The sequence below is a fragment of the Maricaulis sp. genome, from assembly GCF_048268525.1.
In the GTDB taxonomy this organism is placed as follows: Bacteria; Pseudomonadota; Alphaproteobacteria; order Caulobacterales; family Maricaulaceae; genus Maricaulis.
Genome location: NZ_JBLWVH010000008.1, coordinates 59,264 through 73,235, shown reverse-complemented (window position 1 = coordinate 73,235; position 13,972 = coordinate 59,264). Strand labels below are relative to the sequence as shown.

The 13,972-nt window shown below is 62.5% G+C and carries 15 protein-coding genes; 9 read left to right on the top strand and 6 right to left on the bottom strand.

The window, feature by feature from the left end; genetic code table 11:
- Positions 1-21: 21 nt before the first annotated feature.
- The 3 genes from ACN0X9_RS06340 (at position 22) to ACN0X9_RS06330 (ending at position 2,708) form a co-directional block, all read left to right on the top strand.
- On the top strand, positions 22-1,098 hold the full coding sequence (locus ACN0X9_RS06340) for a hypothetical protein (RefSeq protein WP_417486774.1): 1,077 nt from the start codon (positions 22-24) through the stop codon (positions 1,096-1,098).
- Positions 1,095-1,919 (top strand): 4-hydroxy-tetrahydrodipicolinate reductase, encoded by an 825-nt coding sequence (gene dapB, locus ACN0X9_RS06335; protein ID WP_417486773.1) that lies wholly within the window; start codon positions 1,095-1,097, stop codon positions 1,917-1,919. Before ACN0X9_RS06340 ends, dapB begins: the two co-directional genes overlap by 4 nt.
- A gap of 114 nt (positions 1,920-2,033) precedes the next feature.
- Complete coding sequence (locus tag ACN0X9_RS06330) at positions 2,034-2,708, top strand: helix-turn-helix transcriptional regulator (RefSeq protein WP_041637073.1); 675 nt, start codon at positions 2,034-2,036, stop codon at positions 2,706-2,708.
- A gap of 4 nt (positions 2,709-2,712) precedes the next feature.
- On the opposite strand, the gene ACN0X9_RS06325 is transcribed toward ACN0X9_RS06330, so the two are convergent.
- The 3 genes from ACN0X9_RS06325 to ACN0X9_RS06315 are packed head-to-tail and all read right to left on the bottom strand — an operon-like array spanning position 2,713 to position 4,613.
- Entirely contained in the window at positions 2,713-3,171 is a 459-nt protein-coding gene (locus ACN0X9_RS06325; RefSeq protein ID WP_417486772.1) for a VOC family protein, read from the bottom strand.
- Positions 3,172-3,188: 17 nt separating this feature from the next.
- Entirely contained in the window at positions 3,189-3,755 is a 567-nt protein-coding gene (locus ACN0X9_RS06320) for a hypothetical protein (protein WP_417486771.1), read from the bottom strand.
- A gap of 9 nt (positions 3,756-3,764) precedes the next feature.
- Entirely contained in the window at positions 3,765-4,613 is an 849-nt protein-coding gene (locus ACN0X9_RS06315) for a methylated-DNA--[protein]-cysteine S-methyltransferase (RefSeq protein ID WP_417486770.1), read from the bottom strand.
- 138 nt (positions 4,614-4,751) lie between these two features.
- On the opposite strand from ACN0X9_RS06315, the gene ACN0X9_RS06310 reads away from it, so the two are divergent.
- Together ACN0X9_RS06310 and nth are read left to right on the top strand one after the other, a co-directional pair.
- On the top strand, positions 4,752-5,375 hold the full coding sequence (locus ACN0X9_RS06310) for a LysE family translocator (protein WP_417486769.1): 624 nt from the start codon (positions 4,752-4,754) through the stop codon (positions 5,373-5,375).
- Between the two features lie 15 nt (positions 5,376-5,390).
- Complete coding sequence (gene nth / locus ACN0X9_RS06305; protein WP_417486768.1) at positions 5,391-6,095, top strand: endonuclease III; 705 nt, start codon at positions 5,391-5,393, stop codon at positions 6,093-6,095.
- Positions 6,096-6,656: 561 nt separating this feature from the next.
- Here nth and ACN0X9_RS06300 read toward each other — a convergent pair.
- Entirely contained in the window at positions 6,657-7,553 is an 897-nt protein-coding gene (locus ACN0X9_RS06300; RefSeq protein ID WP_417486767.1) for an ATP-grasp domain-containing protein, read from the bottom strand.
- 92 nt (positions 7,554-7,645) lie between these two features.
- Here ACN0X9_RS06300 and ACN0X9_RS06295 point away from each other — a divergent pair, with 92 nt between their 5' ends.
- The 3 genes from ACN0X9_RS06295 (at position 7,646) to hslV (ending at position 11,579) form a co-directional block, all read left to right on the top strand.
- The gene (locus tag ACN0X9_RS06295) at positions 7,646-8,662 is read left to right on the top strand and encodes an adenosine kinase (RefSeq protein WP_417486766.1); all 1,017 of its coding nucleotides are present in this window, start codon (positions 7,646-7,648) and stop codon (positions 8,660-8,662) included.
- 216 nt (positions 8,663-8,878) lie between these two features.
- Positions 8,879-10,924, top strand: coding sequence for a putative bifunctional diguanylate cyclase/phosphodiesterase (locus ACN0X9_RS06290; RefSeq protein WP_417486765.1), 2,046 nt, complete (start codon positions 8,879-8,881; stop codon positions 10,922-10,924).
- An 85-nt stretch (positions 10,925-11,009) separates the two neighbouring features.
- Positions 11,010-11,579, top strand: a complete 570-nt coding sequence (gene hslV / locus ACN0X9_RS06285; RefSeq protein ID WP_417486764.1) for an ATP-dependent protease subunit HslV — start codon at positions 11,010-11,012, stop codon at positions 11,577-11,579.
- 19 nt (positions 11,580-11,598) lie between these two features.
- Here the strand turns inward: hslV and ACN0X9_RS06280 are convergent, their stop codons facing one another.
- The gene (locus ACN0X9_RS06280) at positions 11,599-12,075 is read right to left on the bottom strand and encodes a hypothetical protein (RefSeq protein WP_417486763.1); all 477 of its coding nucleotides are present in this window, start codon (positions 12,073-12,075) and stop codon (positions 11,599-11,601) included.
- A gap of 86 nt (positions 12,076-12,161) precedes the next feature.
- On the bottom strand, positions 12,162-12,581 hold the full coding sequence (locus ACN0X9_RS06275; RefSeq protein WP_417486762.1) for a VOC family protein: 420 nt from the start codon (positions 12,579-12,581) through the stop codon (positions 12,162-12,164).
- Between the two features lie 80 nt (positions 12,582-12,661).
- On the opposite strand from ACN0X9_RS06275, the gene hslU reads away from it, so the two are divergent.
- Entirely contained in the window at positions 12,662-13,969 is a 1,308-nt protein-coding gene (gene hslU, locus ACN0X9_RS06270; protein WP_417486761.1) for an ATP-dependent protease ATPase subunit HslU, read from the top strand.
- The last annotated feature ends 3 nt before the right edge of the window (positions 13,970-13,972 follow it).

Here is a 13,972-nt window from a genome sequence, read left to right as displayed (position 1 = left end):
TGGCAGTGGGAGGGGACGGGTTTGGCCACAGATGAATCGAAGACCGGGTCAAACGACCGGTTCGACACGCTGGAGTTCATTCTTTACCGGCACTCACCCTTTGGCGTGATGGGCACCACCGCGGTGATCTTCCTGATCGTGTACGGGCTGTACATCCTGATCGCCCAGATGACACAAAGCCCGCCCTTTCTCTACCAGACAGATGCCGGCGTCTGGACAACCCACAAGGTTAGCTGGATCGCCTTTGTCCTGTCGCTGATCCAGACAGCCGCCATCGCATTTGCGGGCAGTTCCAGCGGTCGATGGGAAACCGATACGGAAGACCTTGCACAGGCTGTCGGACCTGCTGGCCAACAGGCTGTTCGCAATCTGTCCCTGGGTGCGCCAGTCGAGTGGCGGGCCAGCTATCACCGCCTGTTCTGGTTCGGATTTGTTTTCGGTATCGTCTTCAATGTCGTGATGATGGTGACAGAAGGTACTGCACCACTGGACTATGTCAGTTCGATCGGCCTGTGGTTCCTGATCGTGTCACCCATACTTTTCGGAACAGGGTTCCGGGCCGGCATGGACGTTTCCAGACGAAGCCGCGAGATCAAGGATCTGATTGCGCAACACCTCGCCGTCGACCTGTTTCATCTCGAACGCCTCAACGCATTTGGCCGGATCGGACTCAGAGCCGCTCGTTCCTGGATGATCATGGCCGCCATCCTGCTGCTCTTCATGCTCAATCCCGAACAACTCTGGATAACCATCCCGACCATCGCTGCCACCGCGGCAGGGGGCGTTTTCATCCTGACAAGTGCCCTCAATCCCGTGCACCGGAAAATCTGCGCTGCCAAGGCTGCAGAGCTCGACCGGATTCATGAGGAGATGGCCCGCGTTCGCGACCGGGCCCTGGCGGGAGAGGATGCGGCATCGTCTGCGCTCGCCGGACTGACGGACTACGAGATCTGGGTGGCGCAGCGTCCTGAATGGCCGCTGTCGACGGGTCTGGCCACGCGCTTTTCGCTCTATATCCTGCTGCCAATCCTTCCGATTGTCGGCTCCTACCTGTTCGAGAAGCTGGCAGACCAATTCGTGACTGGAGGACCGGTTTGACCGCTCCCATTCGTGTCGCCGTGCTCGGGCCAACCGGCCGCCTGGGCAGTGCCATCTGCCGTGCCCTGCTCGACAATCCGGATTTCCGGATCGCTGGCGCCGTCGTGAGGGCCGAGTCGCCAGTATCCGGCGAGGATATTGGCACCTGGCTGGGACGCGATCCGATAGATTGCCGGGCCGACACGGCGCTGGAGCATGCGGTCGAGACGGCTGACATCGTTCTGGATGCCAGCCTGCCGAGCATGACCGTTGCCGCAGCCGAACGCCTGGCAAGCCTGGGGGGGCCGGCGTTGATCACCGGCGTCACCGGATTCAACGGCGAGCAATCGGCCCGACTGACGGCCTGCACCGACCGTCTCCCGGTCCTGATGGCTGGAAATTTCTCGCTCGGCGTCGCCGTGACCGAGGCGCTGGTTCGCGAAGCCGCACGGCTTCCCGCCGCCGACTGGGATATCGAAGTCCATGAAACCCACCACCGCCGCAAGGCCGACGCCCCCTCCGGCACGGCGCTGATGCTGGCCCGCGCCGCAGCAGCAAGTCGCGGTGACAGTCTGGAAAGCCTGGCGACCTGGAGCCGGGAAGGCGTGACCGGACCCCGCAAGCCGGGCTCGATCGGCTTTGCCGTCAGCCGCGGAGGTTCGGTGGTCGGAGAACACACAGTCCGCTTCCTGGCCGAGCTCGAGGAAATCACGATTTCCCACCGCGCCCTGGATCGATCGATTTTTGCCCGTGGGGCACTCGCCGCGCTACGCTGGATGGACAATGACGGTCAGGGCCGCGCGGCCGGCGAATACTCGATGCAGGACGTTGTGGCCGGTTAGGCTCATCACGCCAACCTCCTGACAAATCAGCGATGTTGCACGTGAAACACTGCAACTTGCCGCACGCCACAAACCCTGACATCATCCCGCCAACCCGATTTGCAGGAGGTGTCAGTGCGCCGTGCCGAGAGACTGATCCGCATTGTCCAGGCCTTGCGAGAAGCCGCACCGGGCGCCGTCACCGCCCATGAGATGGGGCATCGCTTCGAGGTCTCCGAACGGACCATCTATCGCGATATCGCCCATCTGATCGGATCCGGTGCACCGATCGATGGCGAGGCCGGCGTCGGCTATGTCCTGCGTCCCGGATTCGACCTGCCGCCCCTGACATTTTCCTTCGAACAACTCGACGCACTGGCGCTCGGCGCTCGCCTCGTCAAGGCGACCGGCGACAAGGACCTGGCCTCGGCGGCCAATGAGGCGCTGGCAAAGATCGAGCACGCCCTGCCGGAGTCCCATCGTCAGCGCCTGCGCGGCGTGCCGCTGTTTGCGGCCTTCCTCGACGACACCGTGCGACCGGAAGCCTTTGGTCCGGTCCGCAACGCCATCGCCAGCAAGCGCAAGCTGCGGGTCCGCTATCAATCCCTCGCCGACGACACCACCGAGCGGGTCATACGCCCGCTGGCGCTGACCTGTTTCGGTCGCGTCTGGCTGCTCTCTGCCTGGTGTGAATTACGCAATGATTTCAGACACTTTCGCACAGATCGCGTCGAACGTCTGACCGTGCTCGCCGAAAGCTTCGAGGACGAACCCGGCAAGCGCTATGAGGACATGCGGCGGGCGGCCTGACGACCTACCAGCTGCCGGTATTCTCCATCGACGACCACGGCTCCTGCGGCGGCAAATCCTCGCCGCGCTGGAGGAGTTCGATCGAGATGCCGTCGGGAGAGCGGACAAAGGCCATGTGGCCGTCGCGGGGCGGACGGTTGATCGTGACACCCATGTCCATCAGGCGCTGGCAGCACTCATAGACATTGTCCATGCGGTAGGCGAGATGGCCGAAATTGCGTCCGCCCTGGTAGGTCTCCGGATCCCAGTTATGGGTCAGCTCGACGCAGGGCAGGCCCTCGGGGATCTTGCCACCCGTATACCCGGCGGCAGCGACATCTTCCGGAGTGGCGAGAAAAATCAGGGTGAAACGACCTTTTTCACTGTCATAACGGCTGATTTCCGTCAGCCCGAGACCGTCGCAATAGAAGCGGAGACTGGCCTCCAGGTCGGCGACCCGGACCATGGTGTGCAGATAGCGCATGAAAACCCCCTCAAGCGTCAGTTGTCCGATGCCGACGATGCGTCGGTTTTGGTGCCCGAAAGGGCCTCCACCGCCCATTTGGGGCGTTTGCGCGGAATTGCAACATCATCGAGCGGTTCGCCGCGCGCCCGGGCCAGGGCCGGGTTGAAGTTTTCCGGCGTACGGGCGTGATGGATGCGGGCGACCACAGCCCCGGCAAACGCCCAACAGCCACACAGGCCGAAGAACATGTAGAACATCCAAGGGTAGTAGCCGACATCATACCAAGGGCCACCGTCCAGCATCATGACGATATACGGCCACAGGGCGATCAGGCCGACACCGGCAAAGGGCGTTATGACAACGGCCAGCACCAGCGCCGCAGCGATGTAAAGCGCGCCGCGCGGCTCATGGGACGACACATAGATGCGTTCAAAGGTCGCCGCGTCGACACCCTTGACCGTCCCGGGCTTGCTGGAAGACCGTTCAGCGTATTCGATCCGGGCATCTTCCATCAGCGAGCGACGGGCCGCCAGCCAGCTCAGGAAGAAGGCGGCAGCCAGGACCAGGGCGATACCGGCGGCGTAAAGGAAGGGATTGCTCATCCCGACAATCTAACCCCTCGCGGTCTCGTAGGCGAGCATTGCCCGCTTGCGTTCAACACCCCAGTGATAGCCGGTCAACTTGCCATTCGAGGCCAGCACACGGTGACAGGGGATCAGCCAGGAGATCGGGTTGGCACCGACCGCAGCTCCAACGGCGCGGGAAGCCTTGGGTGATTTCACGTGCTCGGCAATCGACTTGTAGCTGGTGGTCTCACCCGGCTGAATGGTCAGAAGCGCCCGCCAGACCTGGCGCTGCCAGGGCGTACCATAAAGCGCCAGAGGCAGTTTTTCGCGGCCGGTCGGGGTGAAGATGCGCTCGGCCCACTGCCGGGCGACCGCATCGTCTCGCGTGTACTCAGCCGCCGGATAACGGGCTTCCAGATCGGCGAACCCGCTTTCAATGTCGGGGTCGGCGAAGGCCATGGCCGATAGTCCGCGAGGCGCGACCAACATCACCGCATCGCCAAACGGCGAGGGCGCGACACCCCAGGTGAAAGTCAGACCAGCGCCCCGCCGCTTGGCATCCCCCGGCGTCACCGCCTCGTGGGCGATGAACAGGTCGTGCAACCGGCCCGGTCCGGACAGGCCGGCCTCGAAAGCGGCTTCAAGCATGCAGGCACCGTCATCGAGCGCTTCCCGGGCGGTGTCATGCGCCAGAGCGCCGACAAACTTCTTGGGCGAGACACCGACCCAGCGGGTGAAAATACGCTGGAAATGGTGCGGCGACAGGCCGGCCGCCCGTGCGGCGCTATCCAGGTCGGGATGATCCCGCCAGTTGTCACCCAGAAAAGCCAGGGCACCGGCGATGCGGTGATAATCCTTGGACGAGGCGTCGAGTGTGTAGAGTTCAGCTGTCATGGTCCGGAGTGTACGCGCTCGCTGCCACCGCTCCACCCGCTTCTTGCGGCGGCCCGATATTCGGATGGTCTGCCTGAAGCGAGTCATTTGCACCGATTGGCAGGTGACGTGAACCAGGTTTGTGCCTAATCGAAGACCATGACCGCCGCGCTCGACCCTGTTTTCACTTTTGCCCTGACCGTTCTGCTGCTGGAACTCACCCCCGGCCCGAACATGGCCTGGCTGGCGGTTCTCAGCGCTGATCGCGGCAGACAGGCAGGATTCTCTGCCGTGCTAGGCGTGATGGTCGGCCTGCTCTGCATCGGGCTGCTCGCAGCTATCGGCCTGGCGGCTCTTGTCGAGCGCACTCCCTGGCTTTTCGGCATGATGCGCTATGGGGGCATGCTGTTTCTTCTCTGGCTCGCCTTGGAAGGCTGGCGGAGTTCCGGAGAGAGCTCGCCCGCTCGATCCGGCAACCACCGGGCGCGTCACTTCCGACATGGGCTGATGATCAACCTCCTGAACCCGAAGGCCGGTCTCTTCTATCTGATCGTCCTGCCGGAGTTCCTTCAGCCTGACCTGCCGCTTCTGCCACAGGCTGTTGGCCTGACCATCCTGTCGGTCGCCATTGCCACCGCCATTCATCTGATCATTGTCCTGCTGGCAGCCCGGGCTGCCGGTTGGTTGAAAGACCCGGCCCGAACCCTCCATGTCCGCCGGGCCCTGGCCATCTTGCTGGCGGTGATCGCCATATGGCTTTTCATCGACAGCGCACCATCCTGACGCCGGAGTGACCGCATGCCTGCCAATGCCGCCAAACCCAAAATGAAGCGCGCCAAGCGCCAACCGCGTGGCCTCAATCGCGAGCAGGCCCACGACCTGATGGCCCGCCTCGCCCAGGACCGCCCCGACCCCAAGACCGAACTGGACTACACCAATCCCTACACGCTGCTGGTCGCTGTCGCCCTGTCGGCCCAAGCGACCGATGTCGGGGTCAACAAGGCGACACGGCTGTTGTTCCAGGAAGCCGACACGCCGGAAAAGATGGTTGCACTGGGCGAGGATCATGTCCGCGACCGGGTCAAGACGATCGGCCTGTTCCGCACCAAGGCCAAAAATGTCATCGCTCTTTCGCAATTGCTGATCGAGCGGCATGGCGGTGAGGTTCCGGCGGACCAAGCGGCGCTGGAAGCCTTGCCAGGGGTTGGCCGCAAAACCGCCAATGTGGTGATGAACGAGGCCTTCGGCGTCCCCACGATCGCCGTCGATACCCATATTTTCCGCGTCTCCAACCGAACCAAGCTGGCACCGGGCAAGGACCCGCTGGCCGTCGAATTGCGGCTGGAAAAGATCATGCCGGACGAATTCCGCCAGGGCGCCCATCACTGGCTGATCCTGCATGGCCGCTATCTGTGCAAGGCGAGAAAGCCGGAATGCTGGCGCTGCCCGGTCGAGGATATCTGCCAGTTCAAGGACAAGACGCCCGCGCCGAAGGGCGCCTGACCCAAGCGCGGATAGCGCCACGGCGGGATCGCCTGGCGTTTGGATGGGAGGGAGCGGGATGTCGGCCGGAGCCGATAAAGCGCTGTTTTAATAACGGTAGGCTTCGACAAGCATCCCGCTCACGGAGATTTCCCGGACGCTCTCGCCCCCGATTCCAATGCGCCAGGTACTGAGGGTCGGTCGTTTAGTGCCCCTGGACCTGATCGCACGCCCTGCCGGAGCTTTGGAGTGTCACATCCAAGGCGCGGACAGGCTCCGCAAGTTTCCGGGCACAAGTGACTGAGCTCGTGCCTCCCGTCCCGAAAACCGAGGGCATTATCGCCTGGTGGGTAAGGGGGGAGGATAAGTTTGCTGATTTTATTTGCCAGAGCGCACTTTCCCTCTCCCTGGGGAGAGGGTCAGGGTGAGGGGTAAATCCCGGTGAGGTCGACAGGAATCCCCCTCATCCGGCCTCCGGCCACCTTCTCCCAAGGGAGAAGGAAAGGGGTGCGTTGGCGGGGATAAGGTCTGGGTTCAGGCGTGTTTGTCACCCCATATGCCGCTTCGACGCTCAAGGCCCGATCAAGCCGGTTGGCGTGCAAGGATTGCCGTCAGCCCCCGGGCGAAGACCTCGCCGATCTGCGGGCCCTGCTCCGGATAGAGATAGGGCTCAATCAGCTCGATCTCGATCAGGGCGAGTTTGCCGTCGAGGCCGCGCAGCATGTCGACACGGGCGTAAAGAACATCGCCTTCGATACAATCGAGAACCGAGCGCGCCAGCGCCAATTCGTCGGCACTGGGCGTATGGACTTCTTCATGGCCGCCATATTCTGACTGGACGCGATAATCGCCTTTCGCCGGGATCTTGCGGGCACAATGGGAAAAGTCCCGATTGAAAAAGAGAAAAGCGTATTCGCCCTCTTCGCCGACCGCAGGCAGGAAAGGCTGGATCATGCAATCGGACGGTGGCAATTGGTCCGCAGACGGCAAAGGCTCACCACGTTGCAGACGCGCCTGACGCCAGGCGCCAGCGCCCAGCACCGGCTTGACCACGACATCATCGGCCCCCAGCGTATCGAACGCCGCCCGGATCGTGTCCGCATTGGCAGCGTCAGCCCACACGGTGGGGATCATCGGCGCGCCGCGCGCCGCCAGGTCTCTGAGATAGGTCTTGCGGCTGTTCCAGCGTACAGTTTCCAGCGGATTGAGCAGTCGAGTCTCACGGTCACAGCGCTCCAGCATCGCCATGAAGGCCTCGGGCTTTTCCATGTAGTCCCAGCAGGTTCCGATCACGACCGCATCGAAGGCCGACGGGTTGAAATCCGCCGCGTCCCAGATGACCGGTTCCAGGTTCAGCCCGATCGCCTCGCAGGCGGGTTGCAGGGCTGCAATTTCAAGCTCGTATTCCCAATAGTCCTTGCGGGCATCTGGGTGGTCGCGCAGCATGCAGCTGGCGGTGAGGAAAGCGATCCGGGTCATGGATTGCTGGCTAGCCGCGCACCGGCGTGACCGCAAGTCTTGTTCTGGAGCGGCGCTGCGTTTAACCCTGCCAGCGAAACCAGCCGAAATGGATGACCCCGATGTCCGATGCCCGTTTTGACGTGCTTGCCGTTGGCAATGCGATTGTCGACGTTCTCTCGCCCGCCACCGACGCCTTTCTCGCCGCCGAGGGGATCGCCAAGGACGCGATGACCCTGATCGATGAGGATCGGGCCCGCACGCTCTACGCCAGCATGCAGCCGGGCAAGGAAGCTTCGGGCGGATCGGCCGCCAACACCGTGGCGGGGATTGCTTCGCTCGGTGGAAAGGCCGCCTATATCGGCAAGGTCGCGGCAGACCAGCTGGGCGAGATTTTCACCCACGACATCCGTACCATCGGTGTTCATTTCGACACGCCTCCGCTGACCGACGGCCCGGCCACGGCGCGCTGCCTGATCAATGTCACGCCGGACGCCGGGCGCTCCATGTCGACCTTCCTCGGCGCCGCAGCCCTGGTCACTGAAGAGGATGTGGCAGCAGGCGCAGCCGCACTGCAGGCGTCTGAAATCATTTACCTTGAAGGCTATCTCTTCGACCGTGAAGAGGCCAAGCGTGGTTATGTGGCGGCGGCCGAAATGGCTGCCGCACACAAGCGCCGCACGGCGCTGACCCTGTCGGATGTATTCTGTGTCGAGCGGCACCGGGCCGCCTTCCGCCACCTGGTCGCCCACCATATCGACATCCTGCTGGCCAATGAGGCCGAGATCATTGCGCTGTACGAGGCCAGCGACTTCGACACGGCCATGGTCCTGGCCCGCAAGGATGTGGCGATTGTCGCGGTGACCCGGTCGGAAAAGGGTGCGGTCATTGCCCGCGGCGATGAAATGGTGACCGTCGCAGCCGAACCCGTAACGCAACTTATTGATACAACAGGGGCTGGTGACCTGTTCGCGGCCGGCTTCCTGCTCGGCATTGCCCAGGAAAAACCGCTCGCTGAAGCCGGTCGGATGGGGGCAATTTGCGCGGCCGAAGTGATCTCCCATTATGGAGCACGACCGGAAACTTCACTGAAAACACTGGCAGAGACAGCCGGGATTGCCTTTGAATAAAGGGACGTCCGGCATTTGCCTAAAAACTTAATGAAACAATTCCGGCATTTTAACCACAATTCAAGTGCTTGCTGACATTCTGATCGCTGAGAACGGGTAGGTGGCGACATCGACCCGGTGTTTGGTGGCGATTTCGTGACCCTCTCGGGGGAACGTTCAGGGGTTAACATGGCACCCATCCGCAAAGCGGTTGCGCGAGTAATGCGATCTCTGGTCATGAAGTTCACGCTTCTGACCGGTGCACTTATTTTCGCAACGACACTCATGCTGATGACGTTGGAAAACGTGTCCGCCCAGCGCGAGACCCGTAATCTGCTGATCGAGCGATCCGTGGCGACGCTGCAGGCAACTGCCAGCCGTCTGGCCAATCCGATCTCGACCAATGACGCCGGATATGTCGATCTTTATGTCGAGGAATTGATCGCCTCGATCGGCGCCTCGCAATTGTATGTGCTCAACAATCGGCGCGAAGTCCTGGGCGAAGCCTATGACGACGACCGCGAGCAAGGTCAGCTGCGGGCCGCTGATATAGCCGTGATGTCGCTCGGTGCCGGTGATCTGCGCTATGACCTGCACGACGGCATGCTCGAGGTTTCGGCTCCGGTCTACACCCAGTCCCGCCGTCTGGTTGGTGTGGTCTACATGCAGCAGCCGCTGGTCGAGCTGGTCGCCTCACGCAATGCCGCCTTCCAGCGCCAGACCCTGATTGCCTTGTTCGCCCTGGGCATTTTCCTGCCGCTGGCAGCGCTGATCGTGGGCCGTGCACTGCGTCCGGTCCAGACATTGACCGACGCCGCCCGCCTGGCCTCGTCCAAGAATCTCGACATGCGCATTTCGGTGAAGACCGGTGACGAGCTGGAAGTGCTTGCCAACGCCTTCAACCGCATGTTTGCGCGCCTCGACGGCAATCTCAAACGCATTCACCGCCTGGCCTATGTCGACCTGGTCACCGAGCTGCCCAACCGCGAACGCTTCCGCAAGGAAACCGAGCGGGTGGCCCGCAAATCGCTCGAAGATGGTGGCTCCGGTGCCGTGCTCTTCCTCGACCTCGACCGTTTCAAGCGCGTCAATGACTCGCTCGGCATAGGCGAAGGCGATCGCCTGCTGGAAATGGTCGGACGCCGACTGTCCGAAGTGACGCGCGGCTGTGACCTGGCTTCCGGCAATACCGAAGACCCGTCCATGGTGGCGCGGCTGGGTGGTGATGAGTTCACCGTGCTCTTGCCGACCATCGAAGACAGCGCTGACGCGGCCCGGATCGCCAACAAGCTGGTCGATGCCATCCGCCTGCCATTTGAAATTTCCGGCCACCAGGTCTTCCTGGGCGTGTCGATCGGTGTCGCGGTCTTCCCTCAGGACGGAGCCGACCCGGAAACCCTGATGCGACACGCCGACCTCGCCATGGCCCATGCCAAGCGCGCCGGTGGCTCTGCGGCACAATTCTTCGAACCGTCCATGAACCAGTCCGCCTTCGAGCGCCTGGTGTTGGAAAACGAACTTCGCGATGCGGTGGCCCAGGATCAGTTGGTGGTCTTCTATCAGCCCAAAGTGCTGATGACGGATGGCGCTTGCGCCGGTGCCGAGGCCCTTGTTCGCTGGCAGCATCCGACTGCCGGCCTGCTGTCGCCCGGCGCCTTCATCGAGGCAGCCGAAGAATGCGGCCTGATCGGCGAGATCGGCGACTGGGTCCTGCGGGCCGCCTGCCGCGAAGCCGCTGCCTGGCGCGATCGCGGACTGGAAATCCCGGTCGCAGTCAATGTGTCAGCCATGCAGTTTGAACGCGACGGCTTCTCGGACTCGGTGGTTGAAGCGCTCGCCGCGGCCAATCTGCCGCCGCACCTTCTGGAGCTGGAGCTGACTGAATCCATCGCCATGGAAAATCCGGAACGGGTTATCGAACAGGTCCAGCCCTTGCGGGATCGCGGCGTCAACTTCGCCATTGATGATTTCGGCACCGGCCATTCCTCGCTCGCCTATCTGACGCGGATGCCGTTCGACGTGTTCAAGATCGACCAGAGTTTCGTGCGCGACATGACCACCGATCACCATGCCCGCATCGTGGTCGAGACGATCCTGGCCATGGCCAAGTCGCTGAAGCTGGAAACGGTGGCCGAAGGCGTGGAAACACCGGAACAGCACCAGATGCTGCGGGCCCAGGGTGCGACCCTGGCCCAGGGCTTCCTGTTCGCCCGCCCGATGCCGGCCAGCGACTTCATCGCCTTTGCCACCGAAAGCCATGCCGACCGCGCCGTCGGCGAGTAATTGCCAGCGCCGGACAGCTTGCCCTCTTGATCCGCTCCGCCGGGTCGGCCACATCGGGTGGACGACTTCATCCGGAGACCGGCTCATGACACATGCTTCCTCGCCCGATTATGCCGACGCCAGCCAATGGCGCGGCACCACGATCATCGCCGTGCGCAAGGGCGGCCGTCTGGTGGTCGCCGGTGATGGCCAGGTGTCGATCGGCCCGACCGTGATGAAGGGCAATGCCCGCAAAGTCCGCCGCCTCGCCGGCGGTGACGTGATTGCCGGCTTCGCCGGGGCAACCGCAGACGCCTTCGCCCTGTTCGAGCGCCTGGAAGCCAAGCTCGAGCAATATCCCAAACAACTGGCACGGGCTTGTGTCGAACTGGCCAAGGACTGGCGCACCGACCGCTATCTGCGTCGACTGGAAGCGATGCTGATCGTCGGCGACAGTACCGAGACCTTCCTGCTGACCGGGGCCGGTGATGTGTTGGAACCGGAGGACGGCGTGGTCGCGGTCGGGTCCGGCGGCAATTACGCCCTGTCGGCCGCCCGCGCGATCTTCGACTATGAGGCCGACCCGGAAGTCATTGCCCGCAAGGCGATGGAGATCGCGGCCCGGATCTGCGTCTACACCAATGAAAACCTTACCGTCGAGACGCTGGAGAGCTAGCCGGGCGGCAGGCCAGGCTTCAAGCCCGGTCCTGCGAGGGCCGAAAAACCGATCGGTCGAAATATCCCTCTCCCCACAACAGCATCAGCGCCAGCAGCAAAGCCAGCTGCAGGACGAGCATTGGTGCGAATGTCTCAAACCCACCGACCCCGTTGAACAGGTCGTTCAGTGTCAGGAAGAAGCTGTCGAGGCGGTAAAGGAAGTAGGACACCAGAAAGACCGGGATGATCAGGGCGCTGCGTTTGAGGTGCAGCCAAATGCTGACCATGGCAAGCGCCGTTGACGAGAAGAACGTCGCCTCCTGCCAGAAGGACAATGATGCGAAGAAGGCGGCCGCATCCCAGTCCCACGAGCCGACCGGCCACATTCCCGTGCGCACCGCGATATCGACCACAGCCCAGCCGATCACATAAACCGTGTGTAGCGACAACAGCAGCAGCGAAACACGCGAAAGCCAGCGGACATAGGCGGAACCGCTTCCTGATTTCCCATCCATCCGGCACTCCTTTCGTCAGGATTGCGCAGCCGGCAAGTCAGTATCGGCGTTTTCCGGCGGAGGGAGCAAGGTCGGCGCCAGGCCGATCAGCGCGCAAACACCTGCGCCTCATCCCGGAACGTCTTGAATTCGAGTGCATTGCCAGCCGGGTCCCGGACAAAGAAGGTTCCCTGCTCTCCCGGCTCACCGGCAAAACGGACATAGGGTTCTATGACGAAGGGCTGGCCCGCCGCCTTGAGGCGATCGGCGAGCGCCTCCCAGTCCGGCCAGTCAAGCAGCAGCCCGAAATGGCGGACGGGCACCTGCTTGCCATCGACCTGACCCAGCGAAGCGGCGCTGCATTCCTCAGGCGCGAGGTGAGCGACAATCTGGTGTTCGTGAAAGTCGAAATCGATCCAGGCCTCGGAAGACCGGCCCTCCCGACAACCCAGAAATTCGCCATAGAACCGGCGGGCTGCAGACAGATCATCGACGGGGAATGCGAGATGAAATCTTGGTCGGGTCATGGGCAAGTGCCTTTCAGGTCTGGTTTTGCGGTCTTCAGCTCATTACATCAGACACACGCGCAAGCAATGCAAAGACGATAATGACCGATTTTACCCCCCGCGAAATAGTTTCCGAGCTCGACCGCTTCATCGTCGGCCAGGCCGACGCCAAGAAGGCCGTCGCCATCGCCCTGCGCAATCGCTGGCGACGCCGCCAGCTGGATGACGCGCTGGCCGATGAAGTGACGCCCAAGAACATCCTGATGATCGGACCGACCGGCGTCGGCAAGACCGAGATCTCGCGCCGCCTGGCAAAGCTCGCCGGCGCGCCCTTCATCAAGGTCGAAGCGACCAAATTCACCGAAGTCGGCTATGTCGGCCGTGATGTCGAACAGATCGCCCGCGACCTGGTGGAAATTGCCATCAACATCGTCCGCGAGACCAAGCGTGAGGACGTGAAGGCCAAGGCCCATTCGGCTGCGGAAAACCGCGTGGTGGACGCCCTGGTCGGGCCGAATGCCAGCGAGAGCACGCGCGAAAGTTTTCGCAAACGGCTGCTGGCTGGCGAGCTGGACGACAAGGATGTCGAGGTCCAGCTGGCCGATACCGGTTCGGGCATGCAGATGCTGGACATTCCGGGCATGCCAACCGGTGGCGCCGGTGTGATCAATATCGGGGACATTCTGGGCAAGGGCTTCGGCCAGAAGACCAAGACCGTGCGGATGAAGGTCAAGGACGCCTACGAGCCGCTGATCAATGAGGAAGCTGACAAGCTGCTCGATGACAGCCAGATCACAGCCGAGGCCATCAAGCTGGCCGAGAATGACGGCATCGTCTTCCTCGACGAGATCGACAAGATCGCGGCCCGTGCGGATGCGCGCGGCGGCGATGTGTCCCGCGAAGGCGTTCAGCGCGACCTGCTGCCGCTGATCGAAGGCACCACGGTGGCCACCAAGCATGGCGCCATCAAGACAGACCATATCCTGTTCATCGCCTCTGGTGCCTTCCATGTCGCCAAACCCTCCGACATGCTGCCGGAATTGCAGGGCCGTCTGCCGATCCGCGTCGAATTGTCAGCGCTCAGCGAAGCCGACCTGAAACAGATCCTGGTTGAGCCCGAGGCCAGCCTGATCAAGCAGTATGTGGGACTTTTGGCCACCGAAGGGGTGACCCTGGATTTCACCGATGAGGCTATCGACGCGCTGGCCAAGCTGGCCGCCGACGTCAATGCCAGCGTTGAGAATATTGGCGCGCGTCGCCTGCAGACGGTGATGGAGAAACTGGTCGAGGATATTTCCTTTACCGCCTCCGATCGGGGCGGCCAGGCCATCACCATCGATGCGGACTATGTCGCCGAGCATGTCGGTGAGCTGGCCAAGAATGCCGACCTATCGAAATTCATCCTGTAGGCC

What these genes read in the sequence shown, in the direction of transcription:
- ACN0X9_RS06315 (WP_417486770.1), bottom strand. Translation starts at nt 4,613, where the DNA reads ATGACAGCTGAACTCTACACACTCGACGCCTCGTCCAAGGATTATCAC.
- ACN0X9_RS06310 (WP_417486769.1), top strand. Translation starts at nt 4,752, where the DNA reads ATGACCGCCGCGCTCGACCCTGTTTTCACTTTTGCCCTGACCGTTCTG.
- nth (WP_417486768.1), top strand. Translation starts at nt 5,391, where the DNA reads ATGCCTGCCAATGCCGCCAAACCCAAAATGAAGCGCGCCAAGCGCCAA.
- ACN0X9_RS06320 (WP_417486771.1), bottom strand. Translation starts at nt 3,755, where the DNA reads ATGAGCAATCCCTTCCTTTACGCCGCCGGTATCGCCCTGGTCCTGGCT.
- ACN0X9_RS06300 (WP_417486767.1), bottom strand. Translation starts at nt 7,553, where the DNA reads ATGACCCGGATCGCTTTCCTCACCGCCAGCTGCATGCTGCGCGACCAC.
- ACN0X9_RS06295 (WP_417486766.1), top strand. Translation starts at nt 7,646, where the DNA reads ATGACCCCGATGTCCGATGCCCGTTTTGACGTGCTTGCCGTTGGCAAT.
- ACN0X9_RS06280 (WP_417486763.1), bottom strand. Translation starts at nt 12,075, where the DNA reads ATGGATGGGAAATCAGGAAGCGGTTCCGCCTATGTCCGCTGGCTTTCG.
- ACN0X9_RS06325 (WP_417486772.1), bottom strand. Translation starts at nt 3,171, where the DNA reads ATGCGCTATCTGCACACCATGGTCCGGGTCGCCGACCTGGAGGCCAGT.
- hslV (WP_417486764.1), top strand. Translation starts at nt 11,010, where the DNA reads ATGACACATGCTTCCTCGCCCGATTATGCCGACGCCAGCCAATGGCGC.
- hslU (WP_417486761.1), top strand. Translation starts at nt 12,662, where the DNA reads ATGACCGATTTTACCCCCCGCGAAATAGTTTCCGAGCTCGACCGCTTC.
- ACN0X9_RS06275 (WP_417486762.1), bottom strand. Translation starts at nt 12,581, where the DNA reads ATGACCCGACCAAGATTTCATCTCGCATTCCCCGTCGATGATCTGTCT.
- ACN0X9_RS06290 (WP_417486765.1), top strand. Translation starts at nt 8,879, where the DNA reads ATGAAGTTCACGCTTCTGACCGGTGCACTTATTTTCGCAACGACACTC.